The following is a 26,606-nucleotide window of genomic DNA, read 5'->3' on the forward strand; positions in this document are numbered from 1 at the left end:
ATTATGTTAAAAGAGGTCATTTGGCCGGATGATCAGTCTTATCTTTCGGGAAGTAGCTGGGAACCCTACCAGTTTTACAATGATGCGTTAAAAAATAGTAACCGGCTGGAACTTCTATTGGGTTATTTCAGCTCTTCAGCAATTAATGCTCTGTCTGAAAGTTTTGCGCAATTTATTCATGGGGGCGGTGTAGTACACATGATAATAAACGATATCTTATCATCGTCGGATAAAGCTGCAGTTATCGAGGGTCAAAACTTCGGTGAGCATTTATCGGTGTTTGATTTAAGTGACATCAGTCAATTAGCTCAAACGCTTCAGGGTTACGATCGCCATTTCTTTGAATGCTTAGCTTGGTTGATTTCCCAAGATCGCATCGTTTTAAAAATTGTGCGACCTAAAGACGGCAAAGGTATATCTCATTTCAAGTCCGGTGTATTTTATGACGGTCAAGAAAAAGTGGGCTTCAAAGCTTCCTGTAATTTCACGTCCTACGGATTGTTAGAAAACCTTGAAGAACTTGATATTTATCTTTCCTGGGAAAATGGCAGATCAGGCACATTCATCAAAAAAAGGATCGATTACTTCAAACAAATATTCACTGGCAAAGCAGATTTTGTAGAATATTTGGATGCTACACAAATCAAAGAAGCGTTGCAAAACAATTTTGGTGGTAAAGATGAAGAAGAGCTTTTGATACAAGAAAAGGAATTACAAGCGCAGAAAAAGCGTTTTCGAAAACGCCATACTAAAGTCAAAGATAATAGCATTGCGAAATCGGAACCTCAATTTCCTTATTCGGAAGGCCCGCGCCCCTATCAGGAAGAAGCTTATACCAATTGGGTTAAGCATAACAAAAAAGGTCTATTTGCCATGGCCACGGGCACAGGGAAAACCCTTACTTCACTAAATTGTCTCTTACATGAATATCAAGATAGTGGAAAATACCGAGCAATTATATTGGTCCCAACAATCGAATTGGTCACGCAATGGAAGAAAGAATGTCAAAAATTTACTTTTCAGAATATAATAACGGTAAGCTCAAAAGAGCGATGGGATAACAATATTGCATTTATTAATTTGGCATCGCGTTTTATATCCAGTTCTTTTATTATTATAACAACCTATGCATCTTTCCATCGGAAAAAATTTCAAGAATATTTCCGGCAACTACCAATAGATACCTTGTTGATCGCTGACGAAGCCCATAATTTGGGTTCACCGTTATTAACAAAGCTTTTACCATCAATTCATCTTGAAAAAAGAATAGGCCTTTCTGCGACACCAGATCGGCAGTACGACACGTTAGGCAACTTGGCTTTAGAGCAATTCTTTAATGATGCACCACCGTTCGTTTATAGCTATACTATGGAAATGGCGCTTAAAAGCGAGTGGCTTTGCCCTTATGCCTATTATCCGCATGTAGTTTACTTAACTACCGAAGAAACTGATCAATACATGAAGCTCTCGCGGCAGCTTCTAACTTATTTCGATCAGAAAACAAAAAGCTATCAGAAATGCCCAGAAGTCGATTTTCTACTTCTAGCTCGAAAACGACTTGTCCATAAGGCCACGAATAAAAAACAGGTATTCGAGCAAATCGTTAATAATGAATTCGATAGAAAAGGCAGTCTAAAATATACACTCGTTTATGTTCCTGAAGGCCTGAACGATGGTCAAGGAGATGATGACCATGATATCCATGTTTTTGATGACCAAGACGAATTTCAAGAAAGTACCGATGAGCTAAGCCTAATCGACCAGTATACCAAAATTATACGTTCGGTAGATCCACGGATTATGGTAAAACAATATACCGCAAAAACCGGGGACAGGCCACAAACGATAAAAGATTTTCAAGAAGGTAAAATACATGTATTAACCTCAATGAAATGTCTGGACGAGGGCGTAGACGTCCCTCGTTCCGAATTAGCGATTTTCTGCGCAAGTACTGGCAACCCTCGACAGTTTGTTCAGCGTCGAGGGCGTGTATTACGTCTTCATAAAGAAAAGGCCTTTGCAGTCATTCATGATCTTGTCGTCGTACCCCAGGTTAGTGAAGACGATAGTACTTACGCTATGGAGAGAAGTTTTATTCAAAAAGAACTATTACGCGTAGTAGATTTTTCCGTACTTTCAGACAATAAGTCAGATACTTATAAAGAATTACGATCAATTTTAGAATATTATAATTTAAATTTGAACGATCTCGCTAACCTTTAAACCTAAACATATGGCTAGACACGATACCATTCTTCAAACTTTTCTTAAACACCGACTGCTGGTTGATAAATATCATCTTACGACCGAAGATCAGCATTTACGTCTGCGTGAGGCGCTTACTTCTGATAAACCAATTGTTAAAACAATCGCTCTTATTGTACAGGGTTTGGAAAGTTCGCCACAATCTTCTGACCAGGCTTTGCGAATCACAGTAACTAACTATTTAAATGAAGCAGGGTTATGATCATTAAGGAAATTACATTACAGAACTTTCTGTGCTATTTTGGCCGTAAAAAATTCGTGTTGTCTGACGGTTTAAATATTATTCTCGGGGAAAACGGTGAAGGAAAAACCAAATTCTTTGAAGCGCTAGATTGGTTGTTCAGTGGTGATGATAAGGGGTTGTCACAATTGATTTCAGCTAAAGCTCTGCACGATGCCGCGATTGGTGAGACGTTTACTGTGAGCGTGATATTAACGGCAGAACAATTCGACAATACAAAAACAATTGTTCGTTCGTTCTCTGTTGAAAAAACAGAAGATGGTAGCCCTCGAACATTTGCTTTTCAATTGGAAGGCATCGAAGAAAACCAGTCAGGTGAGCGAACACCTGTTGACGGATCGATGCTAATAAAAAATCTGTTTCCAGAGGAAATTCGCCGTTACTCTTTATTCAAAGGAGAAACCGAATTAAATATATTCCGTGAGGATGCGACATTGATGAATCTTGTGGAGTTATACTCTGATGCACGTCACTACAACAAATACGCAGAAAAAGGCGAATTCTTGAGAGAAAAAGCCGAAAAAGCTGTGGGCGATGCCAGTCGTAATGATCAACGAATTATGGCTAAATACACGGAGCTTGAAAGAGAAATAGCTGACCTATCTGCTGATATTTCCAATCGCACTCGCGTGCTGCAACTTGCACTAGAAGACAAAGCAAACATCGAGGCTGGACTTCAAGAAGTAGAAAAACACGTTGGTAATGCTGAGGCCTTAGAAACTGTGAATAGGCAGATCAGAAACTTAGAAGAACGTATCAATAGTGTAGGAAGCAAAATTCAAGAAGATTATACCACCTGCTTATTTGATGAACAGTGGTTATTGCTTCATTTTGAACCACTTCAAGTCGTCTTTTCCGAAAAAATCAAACAACTAGACGCCACAAAACGAGAACAACAACGTGCATACGACCGAGAGATTGGACAGCGGCAAGGTGCCGCTCAATTAAGCGCAGCTTTAATTGATCCAGCTATTCCTTTACCGTTGGGCACGCCTTCGCGTACTCATATGGAAGAAATGATCAGGGATGAAAAATGCAAGGTCTGTGGACGCGATGCTAAAAAAGATTCTCCGGAATATAAGTTCATGGAAATGCGATTGCAGGAATACTTGGATAGTCAAAAGCCTGCAGAAGAACCAATTGAAGAGGAGGTTCTATTTCCAAATAATTACACCCACCGTTTGACAAACCTGAGCATGATGCAACAGGACAATATGGTTAATATCAGAACTATCCGAACTAAAATAAAAGATCATTTTGAATTTAACCAAGCCCGTAAAATAGAATTGGACGAGCTAAATGAACAGTTAGCTGAAGCACAACGGACACGTCAAAATATTATCGGCAGTGAAACCGGTGGAGCACAAAAGTTAACCGAGGTATTTAAAAATTACAACGGATGGCAAGCTGATCTTAAAGAAGTAAACAGGAAACTGAACAACATTGAATCGATAATAGAGAGTAAAAACGAAACTTTAGAAAGAAGAAGAGCTGAAAAAGCAGCGCTCGATACTCGCTCGGTTCACCCATTTTTACTAAAAACGCAAGAATTACTTCGAGACATTGAACATATCTTCAAAGAAACGAAAGAGCAGAAATTTGATGAGTTTATCAATTTATTACAAGATACTTCGAACAAATTTTTCGCTAAGTTAAATACCGGTGCTTTTACAGGGTTTATACAGTTCAATAAAATAATAAGAAGAGAGGAAACTTTATTGCGAATTGAACTACAAGAGAGTGGCAGAACACTATATAAACCTAACCAGTCGCTTTTGACTTCAATGTATATCTCTGTTCTATTCGCTGTTGCAGAACTGACGAAGACCAAGCGAACAGAAATCTATCCATTAATCTTTGACGCGCCAACCTCTTCATTCGGAGAAACTAAAACAGGTGAGTTTCTAAATATCATACATGGCAGCGGTGCACAAATTATCCTTTTATCCAAAGACTATATCACAACCGATAAAGAAACCGGACAATTATCAATTAAGGAAGAATTTAATGCTATTAAAAAAGACCGAGCTTTTTGGATAAGACTTGAACGACCATTTGACTCACAGAATTTGACGACCATTAATACAGAAGTCATCACTTATTAGCCATGAACAATTTATTTGACAAATTTAAAACCAAAGAACCTAAATTTAATGAAGAATTTAGGACTTCGCTATTTGATCGATTAAGCCGAAAATTTGGAGGAGCCGAGTCCACACGTGAAGATTATGGTAAGCACTTCAGCAACAACTATGAACTGTACGTCTATGCCTTTTTCCTTGGACTATATAATAATCAATATGAACCAATTCCCGATCAGGCAAAAAAAGTAGATTTTAGTTTCGCCATCCAAAACTGGGGGAGTAAAGGAACAAGAATTGGCCGTAAAGATTTCACGGGTATACAAGAGTATATTTTTTCAGCCCTCATTGCAAAAACCGATATTGACCTTTTAGCCTTAGAAAAAGGATTAATTTCTGAAGAAGAAGCTGTAAAGCTCTTATTGACAACAATGGAATCCTTTACCAATGGTGGTCTCATGCTGATCAAAGAACAATTAGAAGAAAATCCTAATCTATTACTACAACCGACAGGTTTTTTGCAGTTAATAGAATCTCAAATCAATTGATTAATACTGAATCAGCGATTTTTTAATTCTATCCATTAACTAAATAAATGGAGTTACTTACGAGATTACTGCAAGCCAATAATGAACAGGAAGTAACTGATGCTCTCACAAATACCGAAGTATATCTAAGTAATTTAGGTGAATCTTGGAAGCCATTTTATTCCCGCTTGGAGAGTTTAAATTCAATCGAACCCTTAGCTTCACTTTTACAAGAACTAACCTTTCAGAAATTAAGTTATTTCAACCAGATAAAGGGTTATCCATTACCCTCTTTAGATCTTAGACCTGAGAAAATCCGCGAAAAGTTATTTCCAGAATCATCTGGTTGGCAAACGTACCGAGCCTTAGAAGAATTTTCAGACCAAATCCTGGTAACTGTTGATGGCGAAAGATTCGAAACTAATTTAATTATTAGAGGTCAAGCCGGAGCACCTGATACAAATCGTGTAGCTTCACTATTAATGGCATTTTGTGGCTTAAATCAATATTGTTTAATTGTACAAGAGAGTAAGAAGCCCCAATTTACACTCTTTAGGCGGTCAGCGTCTGGTGGCGCCGAATCATTAGACTCATTTAAAATAAATCCAAACTCCACTACCGACAGCTGGATTATTAAACTTTACAATTATACGTTACCTATTGGTGGCCGGTCAGTGATATCGAAAGATCTATTGGATCATTTACAACAATATCTGCACGACACGACGCTACCGATTACTTTACGCGACAAAAGTGAGAGATACTCATTTGATCGCTTTTTAACCAAAACTACACTGGGTCTGACTTTCAAAATCCAAAAGTTTAAGGCTCAGCAAATTGAATATTGCGAACAAGTTTCTATAGGAAAAGCAACTATAAATATTTACTTATTTAAGAAAACATTTCCAGGTAAACACGAGCAGACCACAATGAATTTGATCAAACAACAATATTTTAGATACAACATGCATATTGTATTCCTTTCAGGAGGAATAGTTAAGCGGTACCTCGATCAAGATTTTTTAACATATAAAGCAGGACTACCGCATCTGTCGTTCTTTTTATTGATTAGTGTTGAGAATACAGAAGGTAAAGATTTCAATCTCTTTAAGGAGGACCTAGCTGGATACTTAAGAGGCCATCATAGACTATTAGCTTTAGAAAGGCAATATAACGACGAATTAACCTTAGGTTAAAAATTAAAATTACTGGGTGAAAATTGATAATTTTCAAAAGTTAATTTAATTAACCTTGCAAGTCCTCTGAAGATACATTTTGCCGCTGGCTACTGAAAGTTTTTTTGGCAAGTTTAATCATTCCGAAGACACCTGTTCCAAATCCGACGACCTGGCCGCCTATGGTAACACACCCCGAAATAGTTTGCATTATTGTCATTCTCAAAGTTAATGTTAATACCAAACTTTTTCAAATGTTCATGCATCAAATAAGCGACTGGATAATTTGATAAATTAGATTATCAACTAATAAGCCCCTCGAGTTCAGTTAAAAAGTCGAAGACTTCTTGGTGATTGTCTTTTGGGCTATACGCAATAACTTTTATGTTAAAGTTCTTTCGCCAACTTTCTGCTTCTGCTGAATTCATTTGATCTTCAGAAATTAGTGCATAATGTGTCGGCCCTCCCCCATGAAAAGAACTATGAATAAAACTCAATAATAATTTCAATTCAGGATCAGATAACGATGAACCTAAAAACAAAATTGTTTTAGTTGTAAAAAGAGATTGTAATATGCTCTGATAGCCGCGTTCCTGAAAAAGTATTTGACGGTAATCCCTTTCCGTTAAAATAATACCTTGCTGCGCTTTATTGGCGTCGCCATGTGCTTTAAGAATAAACTGTGTGCCATTCCATAAGTCATAGGCTATATCAGGACTATCTTTAAAAGTATAAACCTTAGCTTGTTTTTGATTCACTAAAACGTAGGCGTTTTCTAAAAGAGTATCGTAGTTAGTAGTTATAAAAAAGGTAAACGGCAGTTTGATCAATAGCTTATGTAAATCGGACGGCGGCGGACATTTATCGGCGAACTTATTGATAATGTATTTTCTTAAATCGTCCTGCAAAAAATCCTTCAATTCTTGAGCAGCCACCAAAAATTTTGCAGGGTCTGCTATTAACGCATTAACGTCATCGATGAATTTTTGATTAGGTTGATAACTTACCGTTTGAGATAATTGTACTAATTCTGAAAGAAGCGCACCCCAACCTGGTAACCCTACGGCTTGTGATAATCCAGCGCCGACGTAAACGCCTGCTTTATGCTTTTGGAGAGAATCTATTAAATCACTAGGAATTTTCGTAGGATCAAATGCCATAAGTATTACGAGAAGATAAAATTAAATTGCCCAGTAAATGCTTCATTACGACGTCTTAAATTATTCTTAAGTGCTCCATCTTTTTGAAAGGAACTAATATAAGTATATAGTCGCTTATCTTCGTCTGTCGATTGAAGATTTTCAATTAGCCTATTGGGGGCTCTGTTATTCTGCTTTCGCTTAACTTCGAATTTTTCTAACTCCCTTGCAAAGGGTTTCGGTGGTGCGACTCGACCTTGCTGTAGATTCTGATAAATTAAAATGAACGCATCGACAAATGCCCATTTATTTTTGAAAATACCGTTCGCGTAAGAATTTATCTTTTCCATTTGCTCAAGTACTTGATTGATTTTCCTAACGAGATCGCTTGCACCTTCAGGGGAAATGGTCGTATAAACGTCCTTTAAGTACTGCCCTTTCAAATCCCTATCAAATCCATTAACGATGAAAGCAATCACATGGTCGATATAGTCCTGGTGTTTATTACGGACATCGGAAATTCCGCAATTTTTAAAAAAATTATTTGTGTTAACAATAGTTTCTACGTAGACGCCAATATTAGTAGATAATGCTCGTCTTAATTCAGCCTGGTTCAATCCCATTCCCTTTTGCAGTCTTGCAAAAAGATCTCGGATCTCATTATGCGTCGCCTCAACAATTACCGCGTAAGTAAGCTTGTAATTATTTAGAGAGGTCTTTACTTCGGCAGGAAGATCTTCAAAAGACAAGCCTGATAAATTTCTGGAGTCGATTATCGTGTCTTTTCCCAACGAAAAACCGCCATTGATAAATTCGTGTATTGTTCGAAGCCGTTGCTGTCCATCGCAGACTTCAAAGTCAAAAAATGCATTTCCATTCAATCGATTAAGATAAAACTTTGGTAAATCATATCCTCGAAGAATTGAATCAACTAGCAAACGTTTCCGGTCAATTTGCCATACCGGCGTCCTTTGGTATTGAGGTTTAGGATCGATACGATCCCACTGCTCAAAAGCGTCTTTAATGGTGATTTCTTTAGATTCGATTTTCATTATATGAAGCAGGCTGCACAACCTTCTTCTTCCGCATCAAGAATATCAATAAGTTTCTTAGATGTCCGATTTTTGGCTGCCGCGATTTGTTTATTTAGAAACTCTTCTTTAATCTGTTTAATTCTAGCAGGATTGATTAAATCTTCTAACCGTTCGTTTTGCATCCAGGTGTATCCATCTTTCTCATATTCCATTGCTAAAAAGAATTTTGATGGATTCTTTTCATACAGCCAAACCCACTCAATCTTCTGTTGAAAAAAGCAAAAGAAACACCCTGATCGACTTCTGTTATAAAATCCCTGCTTGCCTTCAACTTCGTAAGGTACTTCCTCATAGTATTGCGGTACCCCTACACCACTTTCGCGAAGGATCCGGAAAATGTCATCCCTTATAAGGATTTCTTCGTTATCTAGTAACGGAAAGCGCTCAACTGAACCAATTGGTAAATCTGATCCCTTCAATGTTTGAAAGACCACATGATTAAACTCTTTTACACCAAGTTCTAATAAATTTTTCAATTTAAGATCTTGATCAAAAGCAGGTGAGAGCGGAGCGGCTATAAGATCTTTCGCTCTTTCGTATAAATTATGCGGCAAAAAATCCTTATAAAGCTTTTGTAGTATCTCGCGCTTATCGTTTTTCAGAACACGCCTGATAACTTCTTCGCTCCAGATATTCTTCCGAAAAGGAAAAATAGACTGCACATTGTTTTTAGTAGAGATATATCCTTCCCTATCCTCATCGCCGCGTATTCCCACGTAAGAAATAACCGGCTTAGTTCCTATGTACGCTTCAAATGGCTCGATCTTTAGCTTTTGGGTACACCATCTTGCGTTTGAGGACGGCAAAAAACCACCGTATAAACGATGGTAAAAGTCAAAAGGATTATCATGGTCTGCTGTTGGGGCGTAAAGCTTATGGATCGACACGCCTAAACGAGATTCTAAATTCGCAATAAGCTGATAAGTTTCATCAAGCTCCTTACCGGTATCACAAGTGTAATATTCAATAGCTAGCTCAGGATATAAAGATTGCATATATATCGCTAACGCAGCACTATCTTTACCGCCTGAAATTCCAAGTACGTGTCGAACCACTTTATTCTCCATTTTTTTCTAATTCTTTACGTAACATTTCCGCTAAAATAGCGATCCTGGTAAATTGATCTTCCTGCTGGATCAACGCATTCATTTTTTCCTCCAACGCATCTTGGCTCATAACCTTTTCCTTAGGCATGCGGATCAACCGATGACTTCCCTTTTGGCCAGGGATCGTAATTTCTAACCTAAGGGCTTTTTCAGTTTCCAGATCAACATTGTGTTTATCAAAATCATTCAAATTATCCATTTCATGAATGATCTGAATAAATTTATCAAATAATTTTAACTCATCCTCATCAGTAATATTTTCTAGAGTTTTACCGATAACCGCTTGCGCAACCGAAGAAAGCCAGGCATTTCTTTGCTCCAGTGGTGAACATATACGATCATAAAATGTCCTTTGATAAGGTAATAATAGATAATGTTTCAAGGTAAGCTGGTAGCGCGCGCGTAATCTGTCTTTATACTGGCTAAACTCTAAATCTTGATTCCATAACGTGTTGATAACCCTTTCAAATCGGTTTAACAGATCATCATATGCGGAACGTAGTTCTCGCATTACCGCCATCAACTTTTCTGAAAAATCCTTCAATAACTCCGGACTTTTATGGAGTTGCACGATATCAAAACCTAAAGCCCGAGGAAAATCCTCAAAAAATAATATTTCCGGATCTGTGGCATTGGTCAAAGCTTGTCTTACCTTTTGTGCCTGGCGAGATATACGCTTGGTGTGCTTTACATAAGGATGAAGTCCCTTATAAAATTTTATATAAGGGACAACTGTTTGAATAAATGAATCGGTCGAAGTTTGAGATGCAGGATCTAAGCTTAACATTATTCGGTATTGATTGAACAAATCGATGCGTATCCCTTCGGTATCAAATGCTTTGATAGCATACTCTTTCGGTCGCTTAATTAAAAGTTCTAATACCTCACCATCGAGGTCGGTAATAAAACCCTTTTCGCCATACATAGCGAAATCGTCACGTTTAATCAATAAATAAATCGGTATCCAAAAGTCTAGGAAGCCTCTTTTTAGCTTGAAAGGCCTTTTGGACAGCTTATCGTAAAGTTCCGATAAACTCCTTTTGGCCCCAATCGTGGTTTGAACAAATTCATCACAAGCTTGAAAAAGTGGTAAAAAATTGCAGTTATCCACTTCTGGTTGATCTATAACCCACCCCGAGGCAGCTAAGTGATGAATACCTGTTTCTCGCAGCAATGAAAAATAAATACTTTTTTGAGGGGGGAATCCGGTGATTCCTAGAAAATCGTCTGCAGAATGTTCAATGATCCCTTTAAAGAGATCCTTTCGTGCAGTGGAGGCTGCTGGAGAAAGTTTAGATTTATTGACGATCTCGCTTCTAAAAATTGGCTGATTAACATATACCTCTTCACATATATCCGACAACAGACCATTAAAATCTCTGTTATTTTGCACAAAATCGATTTCCCTATCGCGATAAAACCATTGAACAATGTTATCATCGTACAAACTATGCAAAACATAATGGCTTAACAAGTTCTTTTGAGCGTCGATAATAGAATCCAGCTCTCTCCGCGCTATTCGATCATCTTTATATTTATCTTTTGCAATTTCCGCCTTCTCAATTTCCTCTATGGAATTCTTAATATCATTGGCGTTTCTAAATAAACCATATAATATCGCCTCTTCATTTCTGCTAGCAACAGCGGCAATATCATCCGACTCTAAATAGGGATTGAATATTAAATTGATGTAACCATCTATTTCCCCTTCAGGAACGGATGAAACATATGGGTTATCAGTGATCTTAAATTGGAAAACCCGCGGCGTACCATAATGGAAATAAGCACGTTTGGCAGTAATCGTAGGAAATGCAAAATACGCGTTGAGGTATTTTACGACATCATTAGCCAAGCTTACTTCAGATGCAGCTTCATGAAGCGCCAAATCAATATCCACATCACTAACTTCGTGAAGAGAATAACGTCCCCTCCTGTTGTAATAACGGATAATAAACTTTTGTTCCAAATCAGAGATTGCCTTGTCGACAACATCTTTTTCCTTATCGACACCTAAATATTCAATCAAAAACTGTCTAGATATCCGAGCGCTTCCAGGTAGGAATATCTGAAACAAACCAATTGTTTTGATAACACCCTGATAAAGATTTTGAAGTTGATAACCAAATTCACCTTCTACCCTTTCTAATGCGTTGCGAATTTCTGCCCACTTTGAATAATGCGGATTGGCTTTGGAAAGTAAAAAAGAGTTAAGATTATAATTTAAAAAATCATATACCTGACTAACTTTATAAAAAGCTTTCTTGTTTTGTGAAAACTCTCTGAGGTCGTACGCACTTTCACCCTTCAAGAAACTAAATAAAGATCTTTCATTTTGTCCGTATTGCTGCAGGGAAAGCGCTAATATGGCTGCAGAAAGAATATCCAATGGGTATAGTTTCCGGGCAACGTCAATATCAAAAAAGTCTCTTAAAGGATAAACTTTAGCGTTCGATATTGAATCCCATAACTGAGCAAATTGTTTTTCCAATACAACTGGTACATTAGAATTCAATTGTTCACTAGCTAAATAAATCAGCTGCTCGACGGGTTCGTTAAACGTGATTTCCTTAAAGCGACCCTTTACTTTAATCCACTCATTACGTTGATTTTTATTCAGATCAAGTGCATATCCAGCGAAGTCCTGATGTAACGTTGTGAGCCATAACACGTCTTGGCCACCATTATTAACAAATTCTGCAAGCTGTTGAAGGAAGAATAATTCTCGTTCAGGGTCATTCTTTGCGGCATACTCTAATAATTTACCAAACTCATCAACAATCAGGACAACTGAAACTTTTTGTTGAGTGCGTTGGACGATATATTCCTGAAAAGCTTTCAAAACATGACCAGATTTTTCACTGTCAGTATTAAGGGTTGTTCCAAGTAATTGAATGAACGAGCTATATTCTCCGACTACATTAATAAATTCGAATTTTTTTAAAGAAGACCATTTACCTGCTTCAAAAAAAACTTTATTTCCAGCCAAATGCTGAGAAAATGCTGATAGAAAGGATGATTTGCCAGTGCCATAAGCGCCAATCAAGTTAATTGACCGAACACCTGATTTATAGTTGTTAATGACACTGTCAAAAACACCTTGTACATTTGAGGTTAAGAAATAACCAGCTAGGTCGATCGGATTGATCGATATATTGACTGATGGAGAAAAGTTGCTAGTCATAGTATTCTCCCAAAATAATCCATTTATCTAATTCTCTGTTAATTTGTAATACCCGGTTTCCCGCAGTATCACTAAAACTCATTTCTTCGTGGTACTCATTTGCCAAATCATGTAGTTTATTTTCTAAGGCCCGCTCGCTTAATCTAAAAATTGAACCCGGAGAATCCGTACCTTCTAGTAACTCATTAAAGGCGATAGATTGCGTACTTTCTCCATACTTATCTAATATCGCGAATAATAAAATTGGTAAAGGGAGATCTCTCCGATCTTGTCGATTAACGCGATACCACTGTACGGCCCGGCCTTCCGTATTTTCTTTATAATACATAGAGATCAAATTCAGTTCAATCAAAAGGTTAGCAGTCTCATCCTCGACATCAACTTTACCATCATTAGCTCTCACATAGGTTCTTAAAAACACCGCTGCATCAGATTCATAAGTTTTATCACTGAAAAGCTTAATTTCTTCTTCTTCGGTTTTACGCTTCATAAAACCAATCAAATGCTCGCGGGTAAACTCACTTTTTTCTTTAGTGAACTCATTAAAAAAAGCATTAAAAATAAAAACCTTTTGACTTTTAACTATGGAGTGATGCAATAACCAAAGAGATGCGGAATCTTCTAAAAAAGGATCATGGCCTTCAAACAGAAAACGACCCAATTCAGTAGCCTGGTTATTCTCTCGATCATAAATATTAAAACCGCGTAACCAAAAATTAATCGCGGTAACCATGTTCTTACCTACACCTAAAAAAACGACCGCATCTTCTTGTGTAAAAGAACGACCGGCCATAACAAAATCATAGCCTTTTTTTAACCAAAAAGTGCGGCAAACAAACGTCTCATGGCCCGAAAAGCCTATCTTCATATTAACTATCCTCTCTTAACAGATATTCTTATCCAAGAACAAAGCTATTAATCTCCTTAAGAGTAAAGTACAAGATTTATCAACAACGAAATGCTAAACAATCTAATTCTCAAATACACAGGTTCATTGTCAACTTTTTTAGTGTTGAGAAAAATTGAACTGTCTTGAGATATCTTAAATGGAAATGTCTTGATCTCAGTTTAGGCAATCTTTTAATGTTAAATATATCTCTTCTTGAGCAACTATTCAAATTATTCAAACTTAATCTCAATGATACTTTTCACTTCGTCACCACAATATCCCTCCAGTCCGTCGTATACTGCTTACTCAGAAACTTCTGCTTCATCACCCAGCGCTTCTCATACCCTTCCGCCGCCATCCGCAGCACACCACGTCCATACCTGGCATTAATCTCATCCAGCAGACCACTCAGCTTTTGCTGTTTACTGTTATCATAACCCCGAAACAAATTAAACTGCACCTCACCCGCCGGAATAATCCCCGTCGCCCTCACCCCCGTTTTCAGATAATTATAACCAGGCTGCCAGATCGCCCGCAAAGCCTGCACACAGATCTTCGTCAGCTCCTGCGTACTGTTCGTCGCAAACGACACCTTCACCGTAATACTCGGATAATGCTGATCATGCGTGATATTATGCTTATTCGTCCGCAGATAGATCGTCAGCGTCAAAGCCATACTCCGCTGCTGCCTTAACTTCAGCGCCACCGTCGCCGCATGCATCGCCGTCGCTTCCTCGATCTGCTCCAGCGCCGTCTGGTAAGTATTAAAACTCTGACTGCTCTCGATCCCCTTCGAACGCTCCGCCACATCCCGGATCACATTACAAGGCAGTAACGAATTACTTGTGCGCTTAGCTATAAAAGGTCATGTTGAATGGCTTTATGAAGAATATCATAATCTGGGTAATAATCAGCCTTAAGTTCATAGCGTTAAATTCTAGAGAATGTAGTTGAAATGTATCAGTCATATATAGTTCTACGCTAGCCACTTATATTGCTAGAAAGAATATCTTTGAGGCGTGTAGATATTTTCTAGCTCGTTTAAACAAAGTACAAAAATCTAAACTCAACCATATCACTAATTATGGCCGCAACTAAAAAAGATATTGCTTCAATTGAAAAAGCATTTGAAACTCTAAGAAACGAAATGGAAATTTACCCGTCTGACCTAGACGAGGGAGATGAAACAGTCACTATTATATTTCCTAGAGACGAAATTGAGATTGATTTAGAAGATCTGCTCAAATATGTTCCGGAAATCAATAACCTTGAAACAACCCCGCAAAAGGTTTATTCTCCAACCATTACACAAATACCAGTTACGGCTCACGATTATTCATTGGAAATTGTTGTCGCTGAGCATCGCTTGGAATTAAAAAAGGAAGGTTTATACCGTATTCGGCTTATCGACAATCCACTGCTCATTGGAATAGCATCTGTAAAACTTGATTTCTATGATAAATATTGGCCTCCCTGTTCTCAGTATCATGCGGTTGAAATTGTATATGCTGACTCGCAGAAAAGGTTATCGGAAAAGGAAGAAATGAGTTTAGTTAAATCGTATTTGTATGAATTCTCAAATATATGCGGAATTGCCATTGAATTTCATCAAATAACCGAACCACTTTTTGATTATGATTACGAAGAAACACCGGCAAAAGATCACGTAGTAAACAACCTTCCAGAATATACGGAGGGTATGGATTTATTTAGGAAAGCATTAGGTTCTGCAGATGACGAAATAAAATTCTTGTACTATTATAAAATCATAGAATTTTATTCACCCATAGCTGCTAAACGGGTTGCTTACGAAAATGTAACGCGCAAACTTGACGGTATTCGAATGCGCGATGTATCGAACAATGATATAAAAAGTATTTTCTCTATTGCCGATAAATTTCGTGCAGCGCAAACTGATAAAGAACTTGCGCAAAACTTGCTCACCGAAGCGATTGATATTGTTGATGCGTTCGCGGATTTTCCAGAATTTCTTAAGAAAAAAACCACAAAACAGCACGGATTCAAGCGAGAAGATTTCACGTATGATATAAAGCTTGATATTCAGCAAGCAGTAACAAATACATTAGGTACAGTTTTGTACAGTACAAGAAATTCAATCGTTCATGCAAAGTCAAATTATGTGAGCGATCAGAATGAATGTCCTCAAACTGAACTTGCTAATTTTAACAATTTCTTAAAAACGATAACTTACAACATTATCGCATGGTACAATAGGCTACCTAAGCATCTTAAAGTTGAGGATTAGAATTTGAGAAGGTTTTTTACAAGAATTTATTATCTGGTTTTACTTTGGTGTGATTGGCGTGCTGCCTATGCCAATCACATCGATACCGCCACGTCTTTATCCCCATCCTCTTCTTCATCAATGGCATCCTCTCCAACGTCCGGCAGCTCATTCGCGATCAGATTCCGTATATCCGCTTTGATCTTCAGATAATTCTCCTTAATATCCTCCACTGACACCTCCCTTATCTGCGGTAGATCCCGGTAAGCCGCCGTTTCTTTAGCGATCGCCGCATGATCATTCTGCAGCTCCGCATGAAAGATCTTCTGCGGAATGCGTTGATCCGGATTATCCGCCACAAAACCCACGAACTCACCGGATGATAACGATGCGATCCGCGAGGCCGGAATCGCATACTCCAGTTGCGTCGACTTCGTGATCGATGTATCACTGGCATTAATACTCTTACTTTCTCGCTCCTGCATAATTTTACCAAAAGTCTCCGATAACTTCTTCGCCGCGTCACCCGTCTGCTGCCCGCAGATCAGGTTACCACCAATACTCGTGATCACGGCCGCCTTCTCCGCCCCGTAATTATCCTTTAATTGCTCTACTGACTGGATCCCCAGTACCACCGACATCAGATTGCTCCGGCCTGTACTGATCGCCGGGATCGTATCCACGGCCAGCGTCGGGTACTCATCAAAAATAAACACCGACTTCAGCTTATTCTTCTGGTTACAGACCTTCAGCGCTCGGGTTGCAAACAACGAAGCTACCGGGCCGAAGGACTGTATTTTCAGCGGATTATTACCCAGGCAAACGATTTTAGGTGCCTGTGGATCATTAATATCCAAGGTAAAATCATTTCCGCTTAACACGTAGTACAATTGCGGTGAGGACAAACGCGCCATCGCGATCTTCGTACTGCCGATCTGTCCTTCCAACTGTGGCGCCGCTTTGCGCAGTAAGGCCGACACAAAAGGATTGATCAGCATTTTGATCTCCTCCTCTTCCTGCAATACCGCGAACAAACTATCATAATCCACCTGCATCAACTCCAGCGCATGCGGCAGCGTACAATACTTACCATCTTTATACTTGCGCAGGTACCAGATAATCGCCGTCAAAAAATTGATCGCACTTTCCACAAAGAAATCCCCCTGCTTCTTTGCCCAGTCCCGGTTCAGCCCCAGCATGATCGTCCGCGAGGCTTCCGTCGCATCGGTAATATCCGTCATACCTGCCGGTTCCAAAGGGTTACAGCGATAGCTTTTGCTTGCATCCTCAAAATTGATCACATAAAATTTTGGTTTAAGCTTATAGTTGTCCCGGTATTGCAGCAACTTGTTATAGGCGATCTTCGTCAGGTCATCAAACTTAAAATCATAGATAAACAGGCTAGAACCCTTCCGGATCGCCTGATCGATCATCGGCCGGATCACGAAATAGGTTTTGCCCGCACCTGCCGAACCGATCAGCAGGATACTGCGGTGCGGATTGACAAAATTCACCCAGGAATCACGCGTCGCTCCCTTCAAACGGTATTTCGCTTTCAGATTAAAAGAATATTCATTTTCCAGTAAGCGCTCCTCCTGCGGAAAGGTTTCCTGCTCGGTATTGAAAATATCGGCATGCAGCGCGTTTTTGATCAGACGGCTGAGATAGGTCCCCCCGGTCAGGATCAGCAGATAACCAGTAGCGGTCAGACTCATGTAAATGACAGCGATCAGCTCCCTGTCTGCTTGCAGGTAAAAGGCCAGTACGGCGATAAAATAGACCAGCAGACCGGTCAGCACATAGGCAACGATCGTCTTCTTCTGGATCTTCTCATCCTTTCTGCCTTTTACGCCGACTAGAGAAATGACCAGGGATAACAAAGCAGCCAATTTTGGCCGGATCATATCCACGAAAAGCCCCGTTTTAGCGATATTGCGAATGATCCGATCAGTGATATCCGCCGTCCAGTGCCAATGCTTAAAAGCCTGGTAGCAGCTTAAATAAAAATGAATGGCCAGTATAAAAACACTGATCAGGCGTGTCAGATCGACGATCTTGCGCAGGCCCTGTATATCTTCTCCCGTTTGCATGAGTTCCTATAAGTTTATCGATTGTTCCTGTTCCCCCTTTTTCTTTCGTCGTTTACGGGATACCGTTGGCGCGATATCGGGCTCCTGCTGATCCAGTAAGGCATGAACGATCTGACCGGGTACCGGCACTTTCAGGAAATGTTGCGTACCTGCCTTCAGCGTAAACCCTTCCCTTTGATTCCATTCGCGACCTGATTCGATCTTCCGGTCTTTCCCGGCCAGCCTTTCCAATACCGCCTTCGCACTGTATTCCTTACCCAGATCAGAGCCGTTAAATACACTCCGGTTCAGGTGATCCACATAGGTCAGCCCATAGATCAGCCCGTCCTTATTCTCCCGGAATACCAGGTGTATGTTTTGCTTTTTCAGCTCGCTGATCAATGTTTGTTTAGTGATCTGAGTATAGCGCCTGAACACCCGGTCGATCTGAGCGCTGAGCCTGGCTTTAAGCGGCTTCCGGTAGCCTTTATTTCGTTCAAACTTCTTTTCCAGCCTTTTGAGCGTGGGCATATCATAGAGTTTGCTGGCCTTGATCGGCACGCCAACCGGCTTCCCCTGCTCATCGATCATGCAATACAATAAGCCGCCGTTCCGGTAAGTATTGGATTCCTCGTGCCCCCGGTCGGCCGTGACACCAAACTGATTCAATACCGCATTGAGCTCGGGCAGGCTCGTTACATTATATTTCTGCAAAGCCAGCGTAACGATCTGCGTGATCGCTCTTTTGGTTTCTTCTTTGCCATAGCTCGTCCTGGTTACGGCACCGGGCTGAAGTGCTGCCAGCTCCTGCTGTTCCTGCTGGTCATTCCCCCTGCCCCGTGCGCGTATCAAACCATACCGGAGTTCGATCTGTTCGCGGGCAGGCTCAGATCTTTCGCGTCCCAGGTTATGCAAACTAATTCGCTTACCATCTGACTGAATATTCGTAGCGACGATGTGCACATGCGGATGGGCCGCATCCAGGTGCCGGTAGACCAGGAAAGGCTGCTCAGCAAAGCCGATCTGCGTCACATAGTCCAAAACGATACTGTTCAATACGGCGGGCAGGATCTTTTCGTTGGTCTCAAAGTTGAGCGAGATATGAACGCAGTTCGTCACCACACGCTCATTCAGCGCGGCCTGCTGCTTCAATACCTGTAGTTTCTGCTCATAAGTAAGACTTTCCTGTGCAACCGGATAGTTCTCTGCCATCAGGAACTGAGCTTTACCCTGAACTACTTTCTGCTCGTTATAGTTCAGTGCCCCTTTAATACTTTTTCCACTGTTGATCCTTGCAACCATTTTACCCCCAACTCATTCATGCGATCTCTGATCTCCTCCATTTTTCCATCCAGCTCTTCCCTGATCAGCTGCAAAGCCTCACGCACCGCCATCAGGCCCGGCGTCGCGGTAAAACTATTCAGCTTCTTTGTCAGCTGATTCAAGTTATTACCGACCGCGTTCAGTTCCTTCCGCAACCTGACAAGCTCTAGCAGGCCCTCATCCAGACTGGCGTTCCGGTTGAAATACGTCAACGGCGCTTCCAGCAGCCGTTTACGAGCAAAAGTGCTGAGCTCCCGGCTGCTGGTTCGCTGCTGATCTGCATTGATCTGCTTCATTTCGTCCGGGGTCAACCGGATATGCAGCCATTCAGTACGCCTCACCTTATCTGGCGGTTTAACTGGATTTTCCATCTGTACATCAGTGTTTTACAAAAGCCGACTTCGGAGGCTTTTGTCCATCCCTCAGCGACTCAGGAGCGCAGGGTGAAATTCGTTTGTATCACAAACGTACATTTCACTCCGCCAAAAAAACAGGCGGCACAATCCTGCCCGATCATTACAAACGATCAGTAACCAGCCAGCCTGCAATAAGGATTAAATTAATATTGCTTCCTTTAAGATCACGCCGCGCTGACCGCGAGGTTCTACGGTCACCCGCAATTGGGAACCGAAGGGAACAAAGCGCAGATCCAGCTTACCGGCCATATAATCTTCCGCTTCGTTCCGGTAAACCGGCAGCACTATTTTCAGACCGTTTTCCGTGATCGTGCAATAACAATTGATACCGGCCTGCTTTTTTGACCAGATCATAAAATCAAGGGTAACCGGGTAAATACCGAAAGGAATCTCATCGCGCATATAGGTGTACTCCCTGGGTTCATGGGCTGCGGCGATCGCATCGTAAAAACTGAGAACGTTGACTTGCATAGCATATAGATTAGGTCAGCAAAGCACCGGATATCCTCTTTTGCAAATAGGCAACTTGCCTAAAGTTTTTCACTAAGACATCGAATTTTAGGCAAGTAGCCTAACGGTCATTTTCTAAACGCCCATTATTGTAGCATGAGCGATCCGGATCAAAATGCAGTAAAAAAACCACTAACCTTTGACAACCTGCCTGAGGCCATCAGCCAGCTGCTCGAACGGGTCGCCCGCATTGAGGATCTGTTAAACCGCGAAAGACAACCCGTCCAGCCCGAAAATGAGATCTTAAACATCACTGACGCCGCAGCTTTTCTGCGGCTAACCAAATCCACCATTTACAGCAAAGTATGCCGCGGGGAATTACCCGCTTACAAGACCGGCCGACGTTTGTATTTTGACAAAGCCGAACTCACGGAATGGATCAAAAGCGCTCGTAAAAATACAAACGAGGACACACGCAGAGCGGCTAGAAACTATCTGAACAAAAACAGCCTGATGCCGGTCAATACCAGGCGGGCCTATCGTCGCTAGTTCTTTAACCGGAGTGTGATCCGCTTGGTGGCTGCTTTCTTGGATTTATCCACCACTTTCGCATAGCGCTGGGTTGTTTTAACATGACGGTGCCCGAGCATTTTGGACACCGTGTAGATATCCGTACCCGCTTCCAATTGTAACGTAGCATAGGTGTGCCGGAAACTGTGAAAAGTGATGTTCTTGTCGATGCCCGCTTTCACCAACCATTTGGCCAGATACCAGCGCACCTGTGAATAGGTTAGCCCGTCAAACACTTTTTCCTGTGGGTTTTGCCTTTTTCCCAGTAATTCATAAGCCTGATCGGATATCGGCAGCACCTCGGCATTATTGGTCTTCTCCTGTTTAAACTGCAGATAATAGTTATCGGCTGTGCCTCTTGCCTGGCTCCAAAGCAGCGCACTGACGTCCGAAAAACGCAGGCCCGTCAACCCGGAAAATAAGGCGGCTCTTTTGAACAAATCCGATGGCGCTTCGGTCTCCGCCAGTTTCTGGAACTCTTCAATGGTCAGGAATTCCCGGTTGGTTTCTTCTTCTTTGATCGGTAGCACCAGTTCGTAAAGATCTGTCTTGATCAATTTACGCCGATAGGCTTTTTTCAGCACGCTACGAAACTTGGCAAAATAGGCCATCGCCGTATTGTGGATGATCTTTTTGCCACGCTGGTTGATAGAGGGTCCGCTCAATAAATATTCCTTGTAGTCTTCACAGAACCATTCGGTCAGATCCGAATACCTCAGGTTATGCGAGGCAAAACTAATGAGGTAACGTAAAGACATATACCAGTTATCGAAATTGGAGCCGTTTTTCTTGATCGCCGACTCGCGGTAGAATTCTATAAAACTTCCATTCTTCTGCTCATCGGTCAGGAAACCGTATTCTTCATTCTGCACATCGATCTGACGGGTTGCCCGGATATGCTCTACCAGTTTTTTGGTTTCGCGATTATGGAGACGATCAGCATCCGTTTTCGGATTATCAAAAATATAGAGTTTAAGATATTCCCTTCGCTGTGCTTTTCCGGTACGCGGGTTGATCAGCGGCGGATAATGATCCAGGTAATAAGATGACCGGCCACCGGTAATTTGCTTGATTCTTAAAGTTACTTTTGGCATAATTTACGATTTTAAGATTTACGGGATTAAGGATTTAACAACTGGTCTATAATAACCTTGGGGACATACACGTACCAGCCGTCCTGTACCTTTCTAATGCTATTACGCTTGATAAGATGATATAAAGCACCTTCTGAGATATTAAATTTGCTTTGGATCTCTGCCATGTGATAATGGTCTTCGATCTTGAATGGCTTTTCTGTATCAATCGAAATAGGTCGGTTTTCAGGCAATGCAAAAAGCTTATCGATCTCTGACCGCGGGATGAGTGTCTTTTTGATCTTGATATTCACAGCCTTAATTTGACCGGCCGCAATAAGATTGTAGATGGTCTGCTTGCAGCTGTGTAATAAAAGCGCCGCATCTTTCACAGTCAAAAACTCCCGCGCACTGACTGCTTTCAACGGGCCTTCTTTTACGATCTTAACCTGCTGGTCACTTTGTTGTATTTTCTGATTACGAAGCCCCGCTTTGTAGGCTTTTCGGGAGCAGTCGAGGCCGCAGTATTTGGTGACGGTCGTTTTAGCCAGAAATTCTTTTCCGCAATGCTGGCAGATTCTTTTGACTTGAATATTTGAACTCATTTTTAATTGATTTCACCTTTGCTGGAGAGATTACCGGTTCTTTCACCACAGATGTTTTAGCAGACAAAAAGTTGACTAAATGCGGTCTTTTTTCAAATACACGTTTTCCCGCACGTAAGGTGATTTTGTATAATAGTGTTAAAAAGTGTTTAATTTTGTCCAGTTATTTCTCCTCGACTTTGACGCGAGGAACAAATACATGCTTGGGGAGCAACTTGAGGAACAAGGAACATCAAAATCGATGCAATTCCAGAGAAACCGGCACAAACAAAAAACCGCATACTAACTGTAGTTAAGCGGTTTATTTTGATTAAAAAGGATTTGAGTTTGTTTAATTTTGACGGCCTACTTGCCGATACAGAACTTATTAAAAATGTTTTCCAGTAAATCATCTGTTGTAACAGCTCCGGTTATTTCACCGAGGTAATGTAACGCTTGTTTGATGTCCATTGACAGGAAGTCAGAGGTCGTATCATCAATGCCGTTAAGCACACGCATTAACGCTTCTTCGGTTTTCTGCAAGGCTTCAAGATGGCGTATGTTTGTGACAAGAGTCTCGTTTCCGCTTAATTGATCTTTTACAGCAGCGTGATATATCATCATTTTAAGCTTGTCTATATGCTGCTTTTCTTTGGCCGAGATAATTATAGCCTTTTCGGTATGCGGCAGTGCCAAAAGTTGTGCTTCATTTAACAAATCTGCTTTATTGGCAATAACAAGCATAGTAATACCCGGTGTTTGCAGGCGCTGTAAGTCGGCATTCAGTTCTTCAATAGTTATTTCTGCAGCATCAAAGACGTATAACAGCAAGGCCGACTGGCTGATCTTTTCCATTGTACGCTGCACGCCTATCTGTTCAATGGTATCAGTAGCCTCGCGTATACCGGCAGTGTCTATCAGCCTGAAGTTTATACCTTGTATATTTAGTACTTCTTCTATAGTATCGCGTGTTGTTCCTGGGATATGGCTTACTATTGCCCGTTCTTCGTTAAGTAAAGCATTAAGCAAAGTAGATTTTCCGGCATTAGGCCGGCCGGCTATAACCGTATTAACACCGTTTTTAATAGCATTGCCCAATTCAAACGATTGTATAAGGCTGCTGATTATACGCGTAATAGTATGAATAAGCTGCTTTAGCTGGTCACGATTGGCAAATTCAACGTCTTCTTCGGCAAAATCAAGCTCCAATTCTATCAGTGAGGCAAACTGTACAAGTTGTTCGCGCAGTTGCGACAGCTGATTACTGAAGCCGCCACGTAATTGTTGCAATGCTACCTGCTGTGATGCTTTTGAATTTGAGGCTATCAGATCGGCAACAGCCTCGGCTTGCGACAGGTCTAACTGGCCATTTAAGAATGCTCTTAATGTAAACTCGCCGGCTTTAGCGGCACGCCCTCCCCTTTTTATGAGCAATTTGATAATCGACTCGATGATGTAATTAGACCCGTGGCAGGAAATCTCCACAACATTCTCGCGGGTATAAGATTTCGGACCTATGAACAACGAGACGACCACCTCATCCAGTATCAGCTCGCCATCCATAATGCTACCGTAATGCAGCGTATGAGTTGGTTGTTTTGTAAGATCTTTTCCTTTGAAAACGCTGTTCGCAATAATTATTGCGTCAGGGCCCGAGAGGCGAATAACGCCAATTGCTCCAGCGCCTGATGGTGTGGCCAATGCCACTATAGTATCTTCTGTTTGTATCATTGAGTCTGAATCAGAATTTCCAAAATTTGTTTAGTCAAACAGAATTCTGTACTTATTGCAAAAGTCGCATTTTACGATGAACCATCAACCATGAACTAAAAGTTTTACCTTCGTACAACTATGGTCACTTTTTTTGAAGCTTCGCTTAATAAAATTTCTGTTCATCATGTGGGCAATCAGTCGCAGGGGGAAATGTATGCCTTGTCTGAAGCACCTTTGCAACTTAAAGACGATGTTATTCCTTCTCTTTTGATGCAATATTTCCTGAAACCCTTTGAAAAAGCTAACGAGGTTTATCACCTGATGCATAGCAGCGACGATTTAGCCTTAAACGAGATTCACCATTTTGTTACTGACGTTTTTGAGGACAATAGCAAGTTTCATGAAGTATCGGAACAGATCGCTAAGCATCTTTACAGTGTAAGCACCCACCCTAACATTAAAGGCGGTGAGCTTTATACAGTTTATTTTAACCAGGTACAGATAGAGGGTGAACTGCTTGATGCCATAGGCATATTCAAATCAGAAAATAAGGAAACCTATCTAAAGGTTTATCCAAACGAAGGCGGCTTTGCGGTAGATTACGAGCAAGAGGCTATCAATATTAACAAACTGGACAAAGGTGTATTGATATTTAATGTCGAAAAGGAAAATGGCTACAAAGTAGTTGTTGTTGATAAAGCTACCGGCGGGCAGGATGCTGCCGTATACTGGAAGGATGATTTTCTGCAGCTCAAGATCAGGAACGACAGCTTTAACCAAACCAGTAACGCGCTGGGCGTTTATAAAAACTTTATTACTAATAAGCTGGACGAAGAATTTGAAATGACCAAGGCGGATAAGATCGACCTGCTTAACCGCTCGATGAAGTACTTCAAAGAGAAAGAAACCTTTGATATGGATGAGTTTGCCGAAGAAGTGATCAGTAACCCGGAAGCTATCACTTCATTTAAAAACTTTAAAGAGCAGTATGAGGATGAGTTTGATACAAAAATTGCCGATACTTTTGAAATATCAGACAACGCCGTTAAAAAGCAGGCCCGGGTGTACAAGAGTGTTTTAAAGCTTGATAAAAATTTTCACATTTATATACATGGTAATAAAGACCTGATAGAAAAAGGTTTTGATGATGGTAAAGCAATGAATTTTTATAAGGTATATTTTAAAGAAGAAGCTTAGATACTCATAGTTATGTCAAAATCATTTGGTAAAACAATTCGACTGTTTTTAATCGAAGGCACTGTTAATGGCTTAATATCTGCAGAATTATCAAACTGGACGGGAAAAGCTTTTAAGATTCCAAGAATTAAAGTTAAAGAGTATGCCTTAAGAGACGAATTTAAGAATCCTGGAGTTTATATTCTTTTTGGCAAAAATGAAAAAAATGAGAATGCAGCTTACATTGGTGAGGGTGAACCAGTAATTGATAGAATCAAAGAACATCTTGTAAAAAAAGATTTCTGGAACGAGGTTATAATTTTTGTGAGTAAGGATAAATACTTAAATAAAGCGAGCATTAAATACCTTGAAAACAAAATGCATAGTTTAGGCAACACTGCCAACCGGTTTTACATTTTCAACAATAATATACCTACCCTATCAGGAGTATCAGAGGCAGAACAAGCTGAATTGGAAGAATTTTTAGCTAATATCAAACTTCTAACATCAACTTTGGGTCACAACATATTCGAAAATATACAAGACACACTCGAAACAACTAAAAGCACTGAAACCAGCTTCCTGTGTAAAAATAACGCTGGAGCGTTAGCCTATGGCAGTCCATCTACTGAAGGATTCACCGTTTTTGAAAACAGTGTTTTTATTAAGGATGGCCAACCTTCATTATCAGAAAGTATAAGAAACGAAAAAGCTAAAATGTTAATAGATGGTATTTTGATAGACAATGGAGATACGCTGATCTTGACAAAGCCCTACACTTTCAACTCCTCTTCACGAGCGGCTTCTATGATTTTAGGTAGATCAGCAACAGGACCAGGCGAATGGTCTACGTTAGAAGGAATCACTTTAAAAAAATTTGAGTCACAGCTTTAGCATTCTTCGTTATACGCCAACTTCATAAATGTAAACACCTCATCATTGATATCTTCCAAATTCAGCATCCTGAAATGATGATTGAACTGTTGCTGCCCCGGCACCTGCGGTATTTTTTGAAAACATAAATTATCGTAGTACGACTGTTTAAACGGAAAGATTGCATGAATAAAGCTTTTGCCTAACTGAGTAATATATGCAATACGCTTATGGCCGTTATCAATAGCTATCATGGTTTTAAGCGGTACAACTTCTATGTGACCAATGGTTTCAAAACTGTTTATAAAATGGTTAAACAAGGCAAGTGTGTGCTCGCTTTTACAATTGGTGAATGCAGACAGTTGGTATTCTTCTGATGACATGTTTTACTAAGATACACAGCCATACCGAATTTA

At 40.4% G+C, this 26,606-nt stretch carries 23 protein-coding genes; 9 read left to right on the forward strand and 14 right to left on the reverse strand.

Annotation, left to right across the window (positions count from 1 at the left end; genetic code table 11):
- The first annotated feature begins 3 nt into the window (after positions 1–3).
- The 5 genes from ACFQZX_RS00460 to ACFQZX_RS00480 are packed head-to-tail and all read left to right on the forward strand — an operon-like array spanning position 4 to position 6,310.
- A complete protein-coding gene (locus ACFQZX_RS00460) occupies positions 4–2,223 on the forward strand; it encodes a DEAD/DEAH box helicase family protein (RefSeq protein ID WP_377110775.1) in 2,220 nt (739 codons plus the stop codon).
- A 10-nt stretch (positions 2,224–2,233) separates the two neighbouring features.
- Positions 2,234–2,467, forward strand: a complete 234-nt coding sequence (locus ACFQZX_RS00465; protein WP_377110776.1) for a hypothetical protein — start codon at positions 2,234–2,236, stop codon at positions 2,465–2,467.
- Positions 2,464–4,611: an AAA family ATPase gene (locus tag ACFQZX_RS00470; RefSeq protein ID WP_377110777.1), complete on the forward strand. Its 2,148-nt coding sequence runs from the start codon at positions 2,464–2,466 to the stop codon at positions 4,609–4,611. Before ACFQZX_RS00465 ends, ACFQZX_RS00470 begins: the two co-directional genes overlap by 4 nt.
- A 2-nt stretch (positions 4,612–4,613) precedes the next feature.
- A complete protein-coding gene (locus tag ACFQZX_RS00475) occupies positions 4,614–5,135 on the forward strand; it encodes a hypothetical protein (protein WP_377110778.1) in 522 nt (173 codons plus the stop codon).
- Positions 5,136–5,182: 47 nt separating this feature from the next.
- Positions 5,183–6,310, forward strand: coding sequence for a hypothetical protein (locus ACFQZX_RS00480; protein ID WP_377110779.1), 1,128 nt, complete (start codon positions 5,183–5,185; stop codon positions 6,308–6,310).
- Between the two features lie 281 nt (positions 6,311–6,591).
- Here the strand turns inward: ACFQZX_RS00480 and ACFQZX_RS00485 are convergent, their stop codons facing one another.
- From ACFQZX_RS00485 to ACFQZX_RS00510, 6 genes are all read right to left on the reverse strand, one after another.
- A complete protein-coding gene (locus ACFQZX_RS00485; protein WP_377110780.1) occupies positions 6,592–7,449 on the reverse strand; it encodes an SIR2 family protein in 858 nt (285 codons plus the stop codon).
- A 5-nt stretch (positions 7,450–7,454) separates the two neighbouring features.
- The gene (locus ACFQZX_RS00490) at positions 7,455–8,480 is read right to left on the reverse strand and encodes a DUF262 domain-containing protein (RefSeq protein ID WP_377110781.1); all 1,026 of its coding nucleotides are present in this window, start codon (positions 8,478–8,480) and stop codon (positions 7,455–7,457) included.
- Positions 8,480–9,589 carry a phosphoadenosine phosphosulfate reductase domain-containing protein gene (locus ACFQZX_RS00495; protein ID WP_377110782.1) on the reverse strand — a complete coding sequence of 370 codons (1,110 nt, stop codon included), beginning with the start codon at positions 9,587–9,589 and terminating at the stop codon, positions 8,480–8,482. The genes ACFQZX_RS00490 and ACFQZX_RS00495 overlap by 1 nt, the downstream gene beginning before the upstream one ends.
- Complete coding sequence (locus ACFQZX_RS00500) at positions 9,579–12,809, reverse strand: hypothetical protein (RefSeq protein ID WP_377110783.1); 3,231 nt, start codon at positions 12,807–12,809, stop codon at positions 9,579–9,581. The genes ACFQZX_RS00495 and ACFQZX_RS00500 overlap by 11 nt, the downstream gene beginning before the upstream one ends.
- A complete protein-coding gene (locus tag ACFQZX_RS00505) occupies positions 12,802–13,677 on the reverse strand; it encodes a DUF4007 family protein (RefSeq protein WP_377110784.1) in 876 nt (291 codons plus the stop codon). The genes ACFQZX_RS00500 and ACFQZX_RS00505 overlap by 8 nt, the downstream gene beginning before the upstream one ends.
- Positions 13,678–13,957: 280 nt before the next feature.
- Complete coding sequence (locus tag ACFQZX_RS00510) at positions 13,958–14,506, reverse strand: DinB/UmuC family translesion DNA polymerase (protein WP_377110785.1); 549 nt, start codon at positions 14,504–14,506, stop codon at positions 13,958–13,960.
- 276 nt (positions 14,507–14,782) lie between these two features.
- Here ACFQZX_RS00510 and ACFQZX_RS00515 point away from each other — a divergent pair, with 276 nt between their 5' ends.
- Positions 14,783–15,964 carry a hypothetical protein gene (locus ACFQZX_RS00515; RefSeq protein ID WP_377110786.1) on the forward strand — a complete coding sequence of 394 codons (1,182 nt, stop codon included), beginning with the start codon at positions 14,783–14,785 and terminating at the stop codon, positions 15,962–15,964.
- 74 nt (positions 15,965–16,038) lie between these two features.
- On the opposite strand, the gene mobC is transcribed toward ACFQZX_RS00515, so the two are convergent.
- The 4 genes from mobC to ACFQZX_RS00535 all read right to left on the reverse strand — a co-directional run bounded on the left by mobC (position 16,039) and on the right by ACFQZX_RS00535 (position 20,222).
- Positions 16,039–18,033 (reverse strand): conjugal transfer protein MobC, encoded by a 1,995-nt coding sequence (gene mobC, locus ACFQZX_RS00520; RefSeq protein ID WP_377110787.1) that lies wholly within the window; start codon positions 18,031–18,033, stop codon positions 16,039–16,041.
- 6 nt (positions 18,034–18,039) lie between these two features.
- Positions 18,040–19,314, reverse strand: a complete 1,275-nt coding sequence (locus ACFQZX_RS00525; RefSeq protein ID WP_377110788.1) for a relaxase/mobilization nuclease domain-containing protein — start codon at positions 19,312–19,314, stop codon at positions 18,040–18,042.
- Complete coding sequence (locus ACFQZX_RS00530; RefSeq protein ID WP_377110789.1) at positions 19,269–19,706, reverse strand: plasmid mobilization protein; 438 nt, start codon at positions 19,704–19,706, stop codon at positions 19,269–19,271. Before ACFQZX_RS00530 ends, ACFQZX_RS00525 begins: the two co-directional genes overlap by 46 nt.
- 183 nt (positions 19,707–19,889) lie before the next feature.
- Positions 19,890–20,222, reverse strand: coding sequence for a hypothetical protein (locus ACFQZX_RS00535; protein WP_377110790.1), 333 nt, complete (start codon positions 20,220–20,222; stop codon positions 19,890–19,892).
- 135 nt (positions 20,223–20,357) lie between these two features.
- Between ACFQZX_RS00535 and ACFQZX_RS00540 the strand changes: the two genes are divergently transcribed.
- A complete protein-coding gene (locus tag ACFQZX_RS00540; protein ID WP_377110791.1) occupies positions 20,358–20,750 on the forward strand; it encodes a helix-turn-helix domain-containing protein in 393 nt (130 codons plus the stop codon).
- On the opposite strand, the gene ACFQZX_RS00545 is transcribed toward ACFQZX_RS00540, so the two are convergent.
- The 3 genes from ACFQZX_RS00545 to mnmE form a co-directional block, all read right to left on the reverse strand.
- Positions 20,747–21,865 (reverse strand): tyrosine-type recombinase/integrase, encoded by a 1,119-nt coding sequence (locus ACFQZX_RS00545; protein ID WP_377110792.1) that lies wholly within the window; start codon positions 21,863–21,865, stop codon positions 20,747–20,749. The genes ACFQZX_RS00540 and ACFQZX_RS00545 overlap by 4 nt on opposite strands.
- 26 nt (positions 21,866–21,891) lie before the next feature.
- Positions 21,892–22,449: a helix-turn-helix domain-containing protein gene (locus ACFQZX_RS00550; RefSeq protein WP_377110793.1), complete on the reverse strand. Its 558-nt coding sequence runs from the start codon at positions 22,447–22,449 to the stop codon at positions 21,892–21,894.
- A gap of 345 nt (positions 22,450–22,794) precedes the next feature.
- Positions 22,795–24,159 carry a tRNA uridine-5-carboxymethylaminomethyl(34) synthesis GTPase MnmE gene (mnmE, locus tag ACFQZX_RS00555; protein WP_377110794.1) on the reverse strand — a complete coding sequence of 455 codons (1,365 nt, stop codon included), beginning with the start codon at positions 24,157–24,159 and terminating at the stop codon, positions 22,795–22,797.
- 120 nt (positions 24,160–24,279) lie between these two features.
- Here mnmE and ACFQZX_RS00560 point away from each other — a divergent pair, with 120 nt between their 5' ends.
- On the forward strand, positions 24,280–25,338 hold the full coding sequence (locus tag ACFQZX_RS00560) for a nucleoid-associated protein (protein ID WP_377110795.1): 1,059 nt from the start codon (positions 24,280–24,282) through the stop codon (positions 25,336–25,338).
- Between the two features lie 12 nt (positions 25,339–25,350).
- Positions 25,351–26,211: a GIY-YIG nuclease family protein gene (locus ACFQZX_RS00565; RefSeq protein ID WP_377110796.1), complete on the forward strand. Its 861-nt coding sequence runs from the start codon at positions 25,351–25,353 to the stop codon at positions 26,209–26,211.
- On the opposite strand, the gene ACFQZX_RS00570 is transcribed toward ACFQZX_RS00565, so the two are convergent.
- A complete protein-coding gene (locus tag ACFQZX_RS00570) occupies positions 26,208–26,573 on the reverse strand; it encodes a hypothetical protein (protein ID WP_377110797.1) in 366 nt (121 codons plus the stop codon). The two genes, ACFQZX_RS00565 and ACFQZX_RS00570, sit on opposite strands and share 4 nt — an antisense overlap.
- Positions 26,574–26,606: the final 33 nt, after the last annotated feature.

Source organism: Mucilaginibacter litoreus (assembly GCF_042676805.1).
Taxonomy (GTDB): Bacteria; Bacteroidota; Bacteroidia; order Sphingobacteriales; family Sphingobacteriaceae; genus Mucilaginibacter; species Mucilaginibacter litoreus.

Coding starts and splice junctions, on each gene's coding strand:
- ACFQZX_RS00460 (WP_377110775.1), top strand. CDS start 4: ATGTTAAAAGAGGTCATTTGGCCGGATGATCAGTCTTATCTTTCGGGA.
- ACFQZX_RS00465 (WP_377110776.1), top strand. CDS start 2,234: ATGGCTAGACACGATACCATTCTTCAAACTTTTCTTAAACACCGACTG.
- ACFQZX_RS00470 (WP_377110777.1), top strand. CDS start 2,464: ATGATCATTAAGGAAATTACATTACAGAACTTTCTGTGCTATTTTGGC.
- ACFQZX_RS00475 (WP_377110778.1), top strand. CDS start 4,614: ATGAACAATTTATTTGACAAATTTAAAACCAAAGAACCTAAATTTAAT.
- ACFQZX_RS00480 (WP_377110779.1), top strand. CDS start 5,183: ATGGAGTTACTTACGAGATTACTGCAAGCCAATAATGAACAGGAAGTA.
- ACFQZX_RS00485 (WP_377110780.1), bottom strand. CDS start 7,449: ATGGCATTTGATCCTACGAAAATTCCTAGTGATTTAATAGATTCTCTC.
- ACFQZX_RS00490 (WP_377110781.1), bottom strand. CDS start 8,480: ATGAAAATCGAATCTAAAGAAATCACCATTAAAGACGCTTTTGAGCAG.
- ACFQZX_RS00495 (WP_377110782.1), bottom strand. CDS start 9,589: ATGGAGAATAAAGTGGTTCGACACGTACTTGGAATTTCAGGCGGTAAA.
- ACFQZX_RS00500 (WP_377110783.1), bottom strand. CDS start 12,809: ATGACTAGCAACTTTTCTCCATCAGTCAATATATCGATCAATCCGATC.
- ACFQZX_RS00505 (WP_377110784.1), bottom strand. CDS start 13,677: ATGAAGATAGGCTTTTCGGGCCATGAGACGTTTGTTTGCCGCACTTTT.
- ACFQZX_RS00515 (WP_377110786.1), top strand. CDS start 14,783: ATGGCCGCAACTAAAAAAGATATTGCTTCAATTGAAAAAGCATTTGAA.
- mobC (WP_377110787.1), bottom strand. CDS start 18,033: ATGCAAACGGGAGAAGATATACAGGGCCTGCGCAAGATCGTCGATCTG.
- ACFQZX_RS00525 (WP_377110788.1), bottom strand. CDS start 19,314: ATGGTTGCAAGGATCAACAGTGGAAAAAGTATTAAAGGGGCACTGAAC.
- ACFQZX_RS00530 (WP_377110789.1), bottom strand. CDS start 19,706: ATGGAAAATCCAGTTAAACCGCCAGATAAGGTGAGGCGTACTGAATGG.
- ACFQZX_RS00535 (WP_377110790.1), bottom strand. CDS start 20,222: ATGCAAGTCAACGTTCTCAGTTTTTACGATGCGATCGCCGCAGCCCAT.
- ACFQZX_RS00540 (WP_377110791.1), top strand. CDS start 20,358: ATGAGCGATCCGGATCAAAATGCAGTAAAAAAACCACTAACCTTTGAC.
- ACFQZX_RS00545 (WP_377110792.1), bottom strand. CDS start 21,865: ATGCCAAAAGTAACTTTAAGAATCAAGCAAATTACCGGTGGCCGGTCA.
- ACFQZX_RS00550 (WP_377110793.1), bottom strand. CDS start 22,449: ATGAGTTCAAATATTCAAGTCAAAAGAATCTGCCAGCATTGCGGAAAA.
- mnmE (WP_377110794.1), bottom strand. CDS start 24,159: ATGATACAAACAGAAGATACTATAGTGGCATTGGCCACACCATCAGGC.
- ACFQZX_RS00560 (WP_377110795.1), top strand. CDS start 24,280: ATGGTCACTTTTTTTGAAGCTTCGCTTAATAAAATTTCTGTTCATCAT.
- ACFQZX_RS00565 (WP_377110796.1), top strand. CDS start 25,351: ATGTCAAAATCATTTGGTAAAACAATTCGACTGTTTTTAATCGAAGGC.
- ACFQZX_RS00570 (WP_377110797.1), bottom strand. CDS start 26,573: ATGTCATCAGAAGAATACCAACTGTCTGCATTCACCAATTGTAAAAGC.